Here is a 13049-nt window from a genome sequence, read left to right on the forward strand (position 1 = left end):
ATGGAGGGATGGCCGTGTTGAATCGGAATGCTGAAGCACTGTTCTGGATTGGCCGTTATATGGAGCGTGCGGAGAATCATGCGAGGCTGATTGATGTCCATTATCATCTGCAGACAGAGATAGAGAAGGAAGCGGCACTTGGTGCTGCTAGTTCAGAAGGCAGTAAGCATGTGGAATCGGGATCCAAGTGGCTGCGTATCGTTGATGCGCTGGGCAGCCGTGCCGCCTATGAGGCACAATACTCGACTTATTCGGAGATGGACGTACTCGGGTATATTACGCTTGACCGAGACAATCCGAATTCGCTGGTCTCTTGTGTCAGTCATGCCAGAGGCAACCTGAGGACGCTTCGCGAGAAGGTTCCGAGCGAGCTGTGGGATACGATTAACGCCTTCTACCTATGGCTGAGGGAGAAGCAGGTCGATGATCTGTCCAAGGAATCGCCCCATCAATTCTTCGGTCAGATTAAGGAATGGACGGCTCTATTCCAAGGCAATGCCCAGTCGGTCATGCCTAGAGAGAATGAGTGGCACTTCATTGAATGCGGCAGATATCTGGAACGCGCTGAGAATACGCTTCGGATTATGAAGTCGGTAGGCAATTCAGCGCTTGTAGGAGGATGGGGTGCGGGCGCAGCTGCGGAGTATCCTTATCTGCAGGCCATATTGAAGTCAGTCAGCGGGTATCAGACGTTCCGCCGCTATCATGCAGATGCGATATCCGTGGAGGGCATCGTGGAGTTCGTGGTGCTGAACGCGGCGTTCCCTCGCTCAGTTCACTTCTCGCTGCATACGCTAGGTGAGCACTTAGGGGGGATTGAGCTGCATGATAAGCAGCTTCGCGCAGCGCATGAGCGAATCATTCGCCAGGTGAGCAAGGTGAAGGCGGATCTGGCTTGTGTAGAGAGAGAGGACCTTGGCCTCGACCGGGAAGGGGCGATCGTGAGCCATCTGTTCGAATCTTGTCAGCAGCTTGGCGTGACGTTTGCTAAGACTTTCTTTCGCATGGGGGAGGTCAGCGCATGAAGCTGCACATCTCGCATACGACGCAGTATCTATACGAATGGCCGGTCAGCGACAGTGTCAATGAGATACGTCTGACCCCTAGTACGAATGAGAGGCAATCCTGCTACAATCATGCCATTACGCTGGAGCCGAATGCATCACTGTTCACCTACGAGGATTACTTCGGCAACCGGGTGCATGCCTTCTCAGTTAACGGGCTTCACAAGCGACTGACGATTAGGACGCATATGACAGTAGTAACGAAGGATGCCGCGACCCCCGAGGAGCAGGCTGCCTCCGTGAAGCTGACGCCAGAGGAAGGGTGGGCGTGGCTGTCTAAGGAGTCAGTGGTCGATCGGTTCGCGGAATATCTGCTGCCTACCGAATATACTCAAGCGACGATAGAGGTGGCTGCATTCGCTGGAGGAGTCGAAGCGGCAGACGGCGGCACCGTGGGTGTGTACGAATGGCTGCTCGCCCTCTCACAGAGGATTCGGAGAGAATTCGTCTATGATCCGCAGGCGACTACGGTGAAGACGAAGGCGAGCGACATGATCGGGCGCAAGCGCGGCGTATGCCAGGACTTCGCGCATCTCATGACCGCATGCGCCAGGAGCCGGGGCATTCCAGCACGCTATGTGAGCGGCTATCACTTCGTGGGCGATCTTCAAGGCGGAAGTGCCGACTTCGAGCAAGCTTCCCATGCTTGGGTCGAAGCCTATGTGCCTGGTCTGGGCTGGAGCTGCTTCGATCCGACGAATGAAGACCCTGTTGGCGAGCGTTACGTGAAGCTTGGCCATGGCCGGGACTATAACGATATTGTGCCGGTTAAGGGAGTCTACCGGGGCAATGGCAGCCAGACGCTGCATGTGAGCGTGGATGTGAGGAAGGTTGAGGATTAACGGGAGTTAAGAGGCAGGGTATAAGAAGAGGGACATAGGAACACCTTTTGTTAGGCGGCAGCTGCCCCTGACGAAGGGTGTGTTTTTTTTGGCATCACATGGTAGAAAATAAATAACAGGAATCTAGGCATCTGCCATCTGCTCCTCTTAACTCGGATTTCTTGGAAGGGAATGCAAGTGCGTGCCTACCTAATTGACAATACAATATAATGTAACTATAATAATTACAGTTAAGAGGTATAGCGTACAAATGACTAAACTATAATAACGGTTGTATGGAGGTGCTTCACATGAGAGTAGAGATCTGGTCTGATTATGTATGTCCATTCTGTTATATTGGCAAGCGCAAGTTCGAGTCTGCCCTGGAGCGGTTCGCCCATAAGGATAAGCTGGAGCTCGTCTATCGCAGCTTCGAGCTCGATCCGAATGCACCTGTGCATGTAGACTACAATGTTCACCAGATGCTGGCGAACAAGTACGGCATGAGCGTTGAGCAAGCGAAGGCTACATCGAGTGATGTGGCTCGCCAAGCGGAGAGCGTGGGGTTGACTTACAACTTCGACACCATGGTCGTGACGAACACGTTCGATGCGCATCGTCTATCCCACTATGCGGCCGCTCAGGGCAAGGCCCATGAGATGACAGAAGCGCTGCTGTATGCGTACTTCACGGAGACGAAGCATATTGGAGACAAGGAAGTGCTGGCTGATATCGCTGCAGGAGTCGGGCTGAACCGCGAAGAAGCAGCAGCAGTGCTCGCAGGATCAGACTTCACCGCGGAAGTTCGTGCAGATGAGCAGGAAGCGAATGCCCTCGGCGTTCGCGGGGTTCCATTCTTCGTCATCAACCGCAGGTATGCGGTATCCGGAGCGCAATCGAGCGAAGTATTCCTTGATACGCTGCAGAAGGCTTGGGATGAGGCGTACCCGCAGCTAACGATGGTGGGTGATGCCGGGCTGACGGCTTCAGGCGACGCAGCTTGCGTTGACGGAGTGTGTGCTCCGGCTGCAGCGCCAGCTGATGCGGGGAAGAAATAATAGGGGCTGGATAAGAAGCCAGCAGTTCTCACCGTGAGGTGGGGGCTGCTGTTTTTTTATCATGCATTGGCTGCGAAGCACATCTGGCCACCGCCAGCCAGCTGGCCTTAAGGGTACTTAACGAGGGAAAACCTCGTTAAGTACACCATCAGCTTCTGTCTGGACCGAGTTAACACGGAAAATCCGTGTTGACTTGGCTCTCCACCGCCAGTCCGCTGGCCTATCGAACACTTAACACGGAAATGCCTCGTTAAGTCAACCATAAGTCCCCCGCTATAGGGCTGATTAACAAGGAAAATCCGCGTTAGCTTGTCTTTCTCCGTCAACCTCAACTGCATGATTTTCGCTAGATTAACTATAGCGGGAATGGTTGGATTAAAACCTAACAACCTGGATAAGATGATGGATAAAAGGGGTTGAAGGCTTGAAACTTGTATTAAGCTTATTAATTACGTCCATCGTTATTCTTCTCTACTCCTACTTCAGTCAGAGGAATCTATTGAAAAAGTATCGGCATAATGCCATACAGGCCATAACCTCTCACGAGGATATGAAACAAACCTTGCGCACAGGGTTGTATAATCGTTTCAAACGCGAGGTTGAACAAGAAAAAGAAGAAGATCCTTACATGTTTGAGTTGTTCGTAGCGGATGTGATGGCTTCCGTGCGTGGAGGAGAGCTATTCGTTACAAAAGGCTCAGGAGACTTTGGAATAGATATAGAGGAACATACACCTGAAGGTTTGTATCTGGGACAAGTAAAGTGCTACGGTGATTTTAACCTTGTCGGCTTTGCGCCTATTGCAATCGTACATTCTCAAATGATAAAACAGGGTGCTGTAGGAGGGTATGTAGTTACGACTAGTGATTTCTCGCCGAATGCTTATCTCTATGCAAGAGGTCTTAACATTGAACTCATTAACGGAAATCAACTTGTAGAGCTGTGGCTGCAGCATCTTGACGGAAAGAGAGAACAATATGATGCTTTAGCTTTTGCATAACCTTCCGGACATGAACCAGGAGAGCCAGCAAACCATCCCGCACAAGCGGGTGCCTGCTGGCTCTCACCATACCCTCTAGATAAACTTCCGGCTCGTCTTCTTGCCGTCGCAGCTGAAGACGATCTTCTTGTCCTCGACGACCGTCTCGAGATGGACCGACTTGCCCCACAGCTTGACGACGTAAGGGAGGGTGCGCTCCACGTACTTGAGATCAAGCTCAACGCCTTCGTACTGATGTTTCAAGTACATCTCGCCGACGCGGTTGAAGTCGCCATCCACGACGTGGATGCTCGGGAAGCCGCCGTTAATCTTGGAGTAGACGAGCTGATCGCGGATCGACTCCCATGATTTGTCGGTAATTTTCCACTCGGGGCCCTTCTTCTCGAACACATACAGATCAAGCTCCTCCACGAGCGGCTTCGTCAAGTAGTTGCGAATGAAGGAGACGTCGGAATCCTCCTCGCGCACCTCGAACATCTTCGCCCGGCCTTGGCCTGGCTCCCGCCGGAAGCGCCGCTTCTCTTCGTCGGTCGGCTTATCCCAGCGCCGCTCGATGTCTTCAAAGATTTTCAGGCCGAGGTAGTAAGGGTTCAGGCTGTGGCGGGAGGGCTGTACGACGGAAGAGTTAAGCTTGGCGAATTCGATCGTCTCGTCGCTCGTCAGGTCCAGCTCGCGAATAATACGCTGATGCCAATACGAAGCCCAGCCTTCATTCATAATCTTCGTCTCAATCTGCGGCCAGAAGTAGAGCATCTCATCGCGCAGCATGGACATAATATCGCGCTGCCAATCTTGCAGGATGGGGGAATACTCCTCGATGAACCAGACAAGGTCCTTCTCCGACTGTGGAGGGAACCGCTTCAGCTCACTAGCATCGGCCTTCCCCGGTTGTTCATTGCCGCTGCTCTCCAGCTCCCACAGATCATCGTACTCCGACTCCTTCACCTGATGGAAGGACTTCTCCTTCTCCCGCTGCACCATCTCGATATAATGCGCCTTGTCCAGCTGATAAGGCTTGATTAGGGTAGGGTCGACATGCTCTTGGATCGCAAGGACGGCGTCGATGAACTTCTCCACCTCCTCCGTCCCGTACTGCATCTCATACTCGCTCACCCGCTCAGCTGTTGCCGACATGCTCTCCACCATATTGCGGTTGGAGCCTCCGAAGCGTGCATTATTTTTGAAAAAATCACAATGTGCCAGCACATGCGCCACTATCAGCTTATTCTGGATGAGGGAGTTGCCGTCGAGTAGGAACGCATAGCAGGGGTTAGAGTTAATGACCAGCTCGTAGATCTTGCTCAGGCCGAAGTCATATTGCATCTTCATCTTGTTGAACGTCTTCCCGAAGCTCCAGTGGCTGAACCGGGTCGGCATGCCGTAAGCACCGAAGGTGTAGATAATATCAGCGGGACATATCTCGTACCTCATCGGGTAGAAATCGAGGCCGAAGCCTTGTGCAATCTCCGTTATCTCATCAATGGACTTCTCCAGCTGGCGGATCTCGTCCTGATTCATCTGCCATCCCTCCGTAACCATAATACTGTTCATACCATAGATATGACTCATTGGACGGGGTTATGACGCATGTAGGGCAGAGTGTATGCCGGCTCTATCAGCTATGAGGTGCGGGGTTAGGAAGTTTTGTAGAATAGTGTTGTTTTTTGCCGTGATGTAGTAATATGGAAATAATGAATTGTGGTTCAAAGTCTGTCTCTGTTAGAGGAAAGGAACGGCTATCGTGGTACACTCCATCTACCTGCCTGTCTTGCATGGATTCATGTATATTATGACAGCCTGTCTAATCTTCATCATCATGACACCAAGATTCATGTTCGCACATAATCGCCGCAAGACGTTCTTCGTCGTAATCCTAGCTGTCCTCAGCTTCCTCTATCTGGGGCTGGAGGATATTGATCCTTATATCTATGCGATGCATCTCACCCCAGTCTCCATCGCGCTTGCCGTGCTATTCGAGGGTCTCATACCCGGCATTGCGGCCTGGCTTGCCTTCGCCATATGCGGTATTGTGTTAGTGGGGAATGACCCCATTCCGACTCTGTCGGCCACTCTTGTGCTGCTCGCTCTCGGACTGCTGTTCTACTACAGGATTCAGGGCGGCTCCTATCTCAAGATGTGTATGCTGAATGGAGTAATGGTGACGGTCTACATGATGGTCTACACGGGAGTAGACACGTTCATGGGAACACCGATCGACGTTCAGCGGACGGTCATCGTTGTGATCCTCACGCTAATCTCTTCCCAGCTGTCCAGCATCCTCTACCTTCATGTGAAGAATTACGAGGATATGAGAGAGGAGCTTGTCCGCTCTGAGAAAAATCTGCTCATCGGCCAGCTCGCCGCATCCATCTCGCATGAGATTCGCAATCCGCTTACGACCACCAGAGGATTCCTGCAGCTGATGAGCAAGGACAGCCTCAGCCGCGAATCATTCGAGCGCTATCGCGACTACGCCTTCGAGGGCATCGACCATGCCAATGCCATCATTACCGATTACCTTAACTTCTCCAAGCCGAACGTGAATGAGCCGAAGCCGCTTGAGGTTAAGCAGGAGATTGAGAGCATTATTCCTTGGCTGAAGCCTTATTCCATTCAGTCGAACATTAATATCAGCATCCAGCATCTATCTGAGGATCCGCTGTTCATCATGGGCGAGCCGAAGAAGCTGCATCAATGCCTCTTGAATATTATGAAGAATGCGATTGAGTCCATGCCTCAGGGAGGGACGCTCACGATATCCACGACGCTGCAGGCGGGCAAGGTTCAGATACTCATTCGGGACACTGGGGTTGGAATGAACCATACGCAGATTAAGCGAATTGGCATGCCTTATTTTACAACGAAGGAGAAGGGGACAGGGCTTGGCCTTATGGTCGTCATGAGCCTGGTGAAGGCGATGAACGGCGAGATCTTCTTCCGCAGCAAGCCGAATCAAGGGACGATCTGCGAGCTCCACTTCTATCCAGTGCCTGCATCTTCGCCGGGGACGACCTATACCATATAATTGAATAGAACAATTCTTACAAGCCTCCTCCTCGCGTCAGTGATGGAATGGAGGCTTTTTGGCATGTGACTTTTAAGATGCGGCCCTCCAGGCAATACTGCTGCTAAGTCTGGATAAGGAGGAGTACCGTGCGCACTCTAATCTACCTCTCTGTCGGGGTTAGCTCACTGGCTCTGCTGCTGCTTATGCACTGGCTGGATGACCATTCTGGAATAGGACAGATCATTCAGAGTACAAGGCCGTCCTCCACGATGAATTCCTTTCTCGCAGTTATGGGAATCGCAGGAGGCGCTATTACAGCGTATTATGATTGGCGAGCTAGGAAAAAAAGATAAAAAAATGGAGAAACCATGATGAAGCTATTAGATGCATCGGCACAAGTCAAGCTTTTTGCTTTAATGTTTCTGTTTATTGAAGGAAGTACCATTCTTCTTAATATTGCTCCTTCGGCAGGAAGAAGCTCTTGGTTGTCTATTATTATAGCTTCCTGTATGGGCATACTGCTTATTTTCGGCTTTTTCTGCTTAGTGCGGAATCAGGAGAATACCGATTATTATGGATTAATTCTGGAATCCTTCGGGCGTTATGCAGGAGGAGCGGTTCTCTATGTGTATGTCCTTTATTTTTTATATTTAGGCTCCCGGGATGTCAGAGATATGACTGAATTAATCTCTAATGCGATTCTCGTGGACACGCCAACGCCAGTTCTTGCTGCCGCATTTGGCACCCTAGTGGTGTATGCACTGTTCCTAGGTTTACATGCATTGATTAGAATTGCCCCTTTTTACTTCGGTTTGTTTACCTTTGTTTTTATCCTGATAACCGCGCTTGTGTTTATTAATCAGGAGTACAACCTGAAGGAGCTGCTTCCGGTATTTGAGAACGGCGTTATGCCAGTTGTAGAACCCTCCTATACCCAGCTATTGTTTTTCCCCTTCGGAGAAGCTCTGGCCGTGCTTGTAGCGGCAGCCCCATGGATCAAGAGCAGTTATAGAGCGGTGCGTAGAGCTTCCCTATGGGCCGTGGCAGCTGGAGGCTGTTTTCTAGCAATAGGCTGTGCCCTGCAGGTTGCTACTCTCGGGGTCGCGATTAAGAATCGCTCTCCGTTCCCCATGCTGGGAACGTTCCGGAACATCTCTGTTGGTATGTTCATTGAGAGGGTCGAAGTGTTATTCGTCTTCATCATGCTCATTACCTTGACGGTTAAGGTAGCCGTATTTCTCTATGCTGCAATTAAGGGAATTGAAGTTCTAACTGGCTATTCCCTTCGTGAGATGGCAGTTCCTCTAGGCATTCTTCTCTGTATTCAATCCATATTCATAGCCAAGAATACGACTGATCACTTCCATAGAGCTATCGAGATTGTTCCCTATTATGCCTTGATCATGGAGATTATGGTGCCTGCCTCGCTGTTCCTCATCGTGTTCCTACGTAAGAGAAAGGGGAGACTAGTCTAATGATTGAGCAACTTAGCAAGGCTCTGGGGGATACGGATGACTTAACACGGATGACCATACAATTCGGGGAGAGGGAAGGCTACTTAATCTACTATTCCTCGCTTGCTGTTCCAGAAGCGGTACAGCGTTATATTATGCAGCCGCTTATGCTGTACGCTTCACGCTCTGAATCATCCGTGCCGTTAACGCTGGAGCAATTCCGCTCACGCTATATGGCAGGTGTAGTCTGTACTTATGAACACTTGATAGATAAGCTTCTGGATGAGCTGTATAACGGAGCTGTATTAATTGGAATTCATGGTGAGGAGGATGTACTGTCTGTATCTGTAGGAGGATATCCCGTTCGCGCGTTGGAGGAGCCTAAGCTGCACAACGTCTTGCAGGGGCCTAAGGAAGCATTCGTGGAATCACTCGAGACGAATGTCAGCTTGATACGAAGAAGAATTCGGAATGCACAGCTGCAATTCGTTCCACTGCAATTCGGCGGAATGAATCAATCACGAGGGATGCTCGTGTATATTGAAGGAACGACCGAAGCAGCGATTGTAGACGCTGTGATGGAATGTATGAGAGGTCTTCGCATGGATTATGCCATGGACACCGCCCAGATTCTTAGAGAGGTTCAGAAGCAGAAGGGATTCCACTTGGTTCCCTATATGCTGTACAGCGAGAGATCAGATAATGCCTCTTCAGCCTTGCTGGATGGCCGAGTAATCATTATTATGGATGGTTCACCATTCGTGCTCATAGCCCCTGCCAGCGTAGGAGACTTCTTCAAGGCACAGGAAGATATCTATATCTTCCCTCCCTATGCCTTCCTGCTTAGGTGTCTGCGCTACTTGGCCTTCCTATTAGCCGTGCTGCTGCCTGGTATCTATATCGGCTTAACCAGCTATAACGTAGAGATTATTCCCTATGCCTTAACGATTGCAATATCCGGGCAGCGAATGGATGCTCCGTTCCCATCGGTCATTGAACTGCTCCTGCTGGAATTCCTCTTCGAATTATTGAGAGAGACAACTGTGCGGATGCCCCGATTAGTCGGCTCTACCTTAACAATCGCAGGTGCGTTCGTTATTGGACAGGCTGCGGTTCAAGCAGGGATCGTTACTAACATTGTTATGATCATCGTATCATTGACGATGCTGGCTTCCTTCGCGCTGCCGTATAGTGACCTGCTTAATGTGGCACGTATTGTTCGAATAGTCTTCATCCTGCTGGCTTCGTTCCTCGGGTTGTTCGGCTTGTTCCTAGGGTTCATTGCCTTAACGGTGCAGCTCGCGAAGCATAACCGCTTAATTCCTATTAAGCCGAGAGGAGCATCTAGCGAATGAAGCGCGGAGTAGCAGCTCTGCTGGCTATACTTCTCTTGCTGATATCTGGGTGCTGGGACTATCGTGAGATTGGCGACATGCAGATGGTATCAGGCATGGGGATTGAGCCAGGGGACAAGACGAAGTACCGGCTATATATAGAGCTGGTGAGAACATCGGAGTTCGTCTCCGATAAGCGGCTGGGCAGCAGCCGGTCGTATGTTATGGAACAAGAGGTGAATACCATAGCGGATGGGGTAACCATTCTCAACCAGAAGCTGAACAAGCATATCGAGTTCAGTCATATGCAGCTGCTCGTTATGGATCAAGCCTTGCTGAGCAGCGGGGATCTCTCGTACCTGGACTTCATTGAGAGATACCGGGAAGTGCGTAATAATATTCTGTTAGTAGGAGCGAGTACTGGCAAGGTGAAGTCCGTGATGACCACGCTCTCCCCGGATCTCAGTGTGTCTACTTATAAGATCAGAGAGCAGCTTCAGCAGTATTACAGGGATTATGGAGGTACCTACCCCATTAAGCTGCTTCACTTCACACGAGAGCTTAGCGAGTCTGGCAAGAACCCAGTTATTCCCATGGTGACCGTTGCTTCACAATCACCGAAGGGAAGCACGCTTGACGCTGCTAAGGAGCTGGAGCTTAAGGATATCGTGGAGCTGAGGGGAGTAGGAGTATTCCGAGCAGGTAAGCTTGTTGGAGTATTGAACAATAAGCAGTATCGAGACAGCATGTTAATTAACAATAAGCTTGTTGAGAGCGCGCTTGAGATGCCCTGCTCAGACAAGAGCTTCGTTAGTCTCTACTTGCAGCATCAGTCCAGCAAGCTGCATGCTCGGTTAGAGAATAGAGTGGTGCGTCTACAGGCTGATGTAGATCTGATTGCCAGGCTGGACGAATCGCAGTGCAGAGGATACTATGACGGAAGTTCGAAGGATTACGACAAGATTGAGTCACAAGCAGAGGAACTCTTGAAGTCTAAGATTGAGAATATTATTCGGTTATTGCAGAAGCAATACCGCTCCGACATATTCGGCTTCGGCTATGCGCTCAGGGAGTCAGACTTCAAGGCTTACAAGGAAGTGGAGGACGAGTGGCATGATCGCTTCGCACAGGCTGAGGTTGAAGTCACCGTTCATGTAGGGCTGCGCCGTTCAGGGATTAGATACGGCAGTATAGAACAGAAGAATTGAACATGGGCTGCCAACAGCCTCTCCCGCTCTGTCTGACAGGCTGGAGAGGCTGTTGGCTTATCATCAATTATTGTGTGGCTGATGCTTGGATGGTTCCCGATACAACCCTGCCTTGATACAGTGTCGCTGCTCGGCGTGACAGTCTGGCAACAGCTTCAGCAGAGCAGCTCGCCTCAACGAGCACTCCGGTTGCTTCATCACCGGCTCGCGGCCATATTCGCTTGCCTCGCTCGCTAAGAGGCATGATGCCTCCCGTAGCAAGCGATAGAGCTCGGGATAGGTTGTATTCGCTGGACCACCCATACAGTTGAGCTGCCAGGTGTGCCTTCTGCAGCACGTCGCCAATGCCGAATGGAGACCAATGATCTGTAATGCTGTCATTGCCCAAGATGACATTCACGCCCAGCTTCCGCATGAGCGGGATGGGCATGACACCGCGTCCTATGGGCACCGATGAGGCAACAGACATGCCTAGAGAGGCCATCTTGCTGAACAGAGCTTCGTCCTCCCCGGCAGGCAGGGAGGCAAGAGAGAAGGCGTGGCTCACTGTGACCTTGCCCTGCAGAGCGGCCTGTTCAGTCAAGTCAATGAGTCGACGAATGGCCTTCAGACCCGTCTCACCGCCTTCGTGCAGATGAATATCAATTCCAGCCTTGAAGTCTACCGCAATCTGGACCATCGTCTGCAAGGAACGCTCCATATCACCGTCTACATTGGTAGGATCGAGACCGCCGACATGGGTACAGCCCATTCGCATCGCTTCACGCATAGTGCTCTCGATGTTAGAGAGCAGCAGCCCGTGCTGAGGGAAGGCCACGATCTCGTGACGAATCTTGTCTCTGTAGTTGTGCAGCGCCTTCTGGAGATGCTCCAGATTACTCGTACCGACTACCGGATCAATATTACAATGGCTTCTGACATAGGTGGAGCCGTAGCCTAAGATGAGCTGAATCAGCTTCTCCGCACGCTCCTGGGCCGTCGGCAACAGCTGAGGGAGCAGCACCTGCTCCTCCGCAATCCTGTCGAAGATGCCGCGAGTCGTTGGACGAACCGCACGCCAAGGCCCGCCGTAGAAGGTCTTGTCCAGATGGATATGCATCTCCTTGAAGGCAGGGAGCATGAGCAGCTTCTTCGCATCATAATGTGGGATATTCACGGGCAGCTTGGCTGCATTCGAATGAATGGCCGCAATGACCCCTTGCTCAATATGAAGATGACGAATAATGGTCGATGTGGAAGTCACCTGAGTGCCTTCATACACATAGCCGCTCTCCAGCCGCACGTTGCGCAGCACATAGGAGCTTCCTATTGCAGGAGATCCGCTAGGGACAGCCTCGCTGCCCGCAGATGTACTCGCATTTGCGGCAGGGGAAGGGAATACACCCAAGGTTCCCATTACTCCAAGCACTGCTGATGCACCGCCAATCTTCCCAACCGCTCCTAGAAAATCTCTTCGAGAAAGCTCATTCTTCGATTGATTCGGTTCTCTCACGATAATTCCTCCTCCTGCTCTTGCTCCATTCGAGTGATTAGGTTCCATTCTCGTTACTACTTAGGTACCTCCTTGCTCGCTAACCATTAGGTGCAGTTTATACCCTGTCCTAGCTAACCAATTTAAGAAACTAAATTGTTCGCTTAGCGCTCCCTGGGCAATTCAGTTTCTAAAAGGACCTAAGTAGTAACCCATTCTTTTCTTAAAGTAGCAGAAAGGTGGAGGAAAGTCTAAAGTTCTGTCAGAATGTCTGACAAGGAATTTATTAGGTGGGGGATGAGGGAGCGAGGTGCAAATATGGGCGATGGCAGCTAGCTGGAGGCCAACGAGGTGCAAAAATGGACCACATTGGGCCGGCGGGAGGTTGCTGGAGGCCAACGAGGTGCAAAAGTGCACCATATTGGGGCGGCGGCAGGTTGCTCGGGGCCAACAAGGTGCAAAAATGCACCATATTGGGCGTAAGGCAGGTTGCTAGAGGGCAACGAGGTGCAAAAGTGCACCATATTGGACGGGTGGGAGGTTGCTGGAGGCCAACGAGGTGCAAAAGCGGCTCAGCCCCCTAAATCCGGAGTCCACCCATACAATCTTACATCAGTCGTAGCTTTTCTTCT

10 protein-coding genes are annotated in these 13049 nt (G+C 51.0%); 8 read left to right on the plus strand and 2 right to left on the minus strand.

All coding sequences use genetic code 11. From position 1 onward, the window contains the following. Positions 1-8 precede the first annotated feature (8 nt). The 4 genes from ACFO9Q_RS02570 (at position 9) to ACFO9Q_RS02585 (ending at position 3943) form a co-directional block, all read left to right on the plus strand. Positions 9-1025, plus strand: coding sequence for an alpha-E domain-containing protein (locus tag ACFO9Q_RS02570; RefSeq protein WP_379178359.1), 1017 nt, complete (start codon positions 9-11; stop codon positions 1023-1025). Next, positions 1022-1906: a transglutaminase family protein gene (locus ACFO9Q_RS02575; RefSeq protein WP_379178361.1), complete on the plus strand. Its 885-nt coding sequence runs from the start codon at positions 1022-1024 to the stop codon at positions 1904-1906. The genes ACFO9Q_RS02570 and ACFO9Q_RS02575 overlap by 4 nt, the downstream gene beginning before the upstream one ends. Positions 1907-2196: 290 nt before the next feature. Further along, the gene (locus tag ACFO9Q_RS02580) at positions 2197-2943 is read left to right on the plus strand and encodes a DsbA family oxidoreductase (RefSeq protein ID WP_379178363.1); all 747 of its coding nucleotides are present in this window, start codon (positions 2197-2199) and stop codon (positions 2941-2943) included. A 424-nt stretch (positions 2944-3367) separates the two neighbouring features. Further along, positions 3368-3943, plus strand: a complete 576-nt coding sequence (locus ACFO9Q_RS02585; protein WP_379178365.1) for a restriction endonuclease — start codon at positions 3368-3370, stop codon at positions 3941-3943. 75 nt (positions 3944-4018) lie between these two features. Here ACFO9Q_RS02585 and ACFO9Q_RS02590 read toward each other — a convergent pair whose 3' ends face one another. After that, positions 4019-5461 carry a SpoVR family protein gene (locus ACFO9Q_RS02590; RefSeq protein ID WP_379178367.1) on the minus strand — a complete coding sequence of 481 codons (1443 nt, stop codon included), beginning with the start codon at positions 5459-5461 and terminating at the stop codon, positions 4019-4021. 223 nt (positions 5462-5684) lie between these two features. On the opposite strand from ACFO9Q_RS02590, the gene ACFO9Q_RS02595 reads away from it, so the two are divergent. The 4 genes from ACFO9Q_RS02595 to ACFO9Q_RS02610 all read left to right on the plus strand — a co-directional run bounded on the left by ACFO9Q_RS02595 (position 5685) and on the right by ACFO9Q_RS02610 (position 10946). After that, positions 5685-6968 (plus strand): ATP-binding protein, encoded by a 1284-nt coding sequence (locus tag ACFO9Q_RS02595; RefSeq protein WP_379178369.1) that lies wholly within the window; start codon positions 5685-5687, stop codon positions 6966-6968. Positions 6969-7321: 353 nt separating this feature from the next. After that, positions 7322-8425, plus strand: a complete 1104-nt coding sequence (locus ACFO9Q_RS02600) for a GerAB/ArcD/ProY family transporter (RefSeq protein ID WP_379178399.1) — start codon at positions 7322-7324, stop codon at positions 8423-8425. Beyond that, the gene (locus ACFO9Q_RS02605; RefSeq protein ID WP_379178371.1) at positions 8425-9759 is read left to right on the plus strand and encodes a spore germination protein; all 1335 of its coding nucleotides are present in this window, start codon (positions 8425-8427) and stop codon (positions 9757-9759) included. Before ACFO9Q_RS02600 ends, ACFO9Q_RS02605 begins: the two co-directional genes overlap by 1 nt. Beyond that, positions 9756-10946, plus strand: coding sequence for a Ger(x)C family spore germination protein (locus ACFO9Q_RS02610; RefSeq protein ID WP_379178373.1), 1191 nt, complete (start codon positions 9756-9758; stop codon positions 10944-10946). The genes ACFO9Q_RS02605 and ACFO9Q_RS02610 overlap by 4 nt, the downstream gene beginning before the upstream one ends. A gap of 67 nt (positions 10947-11013) precedes the next feature. Here ACFO9Q_RS02610 and ACFO9Q_RS02615 read toward each other — a convergent pair whose 3' ends face one another. Next, positions 11014-12438 (minus strand): amidohydrolase family protein, encoded by a 1425-nt coding sequence (locus tag ACFO9Q_RS02615; protein WP_379178375.1) that lies wholly within the window; start codon positions 12436-12438, stop codon positions 11014-11016. Positions 12439-13049: the final 611 nt, after the last annotated feature.

The organism is Paenibacillus sp. GCM10023252, from assembly GCF_042653305.1.
GTDB lineage: Bacteria > Bacillota > Bacilli > Paenibacillales > Paenibacillaceae > Pristimantibacillus.

What these genes read in the sequence shown, in the direction of transcription:
- ACFO9Q_RS02580 (WP_379178363.1), top strand. Translation starts at nt 2,197, where the DNA reads ATGAGAGTAGAGATCTGGTCTGATTATGTATGTCCATTCTGTTATATT.
- ACFO9Q_RS02575 (WP_379178361.1), top strand. Translation starts at nt 1,022, where the DNA reads ATGAAGCTGCACATCTCGCATACGACGCAGTATCTATACGAATGGCCG.
- ACFO9Q_RS02570 (WP_379178359.1), top strand. Translation starts at nt 9, where the DNA reads ATGGCCGTGTTGAATCGGAATGCTGAAGCACTGTTCTGGATTGGCCGT.
- ACFO9Q_RS02610 (WP_379178373.1), top strand. Translation starts at nt 9,756, where the DNA reads ATGAAGCGCGGAGTAGCAGCTCTGCTGGCTATACTTCTCTTGCTGATA.
- ACFO9Q_RS02605 (WP_379178371.1), top strand. Translation starts at nt 8,425, where the DNA reads ATGATTGAGCAACTTAGCAAGGCTCTGGGGGATACGGATGACTTAACA.
- ACFO9Q_RS02590 (WP_379178367.1), bottom strand. Translation starts at nt 5,461, where the DNA reads ATGAATCAGGACGAGATCCGCCAGCTGGAGAAGTCCATTGATGAGATA.
- ACFO9Q_RS02600 (WP_379178399.1), top strand. Translation starts at nt 7,322, where the DNA reads ATGAAGCTATTAGATGCATCGGCACAAGTCAAGCTTTTTGCTTTAATG.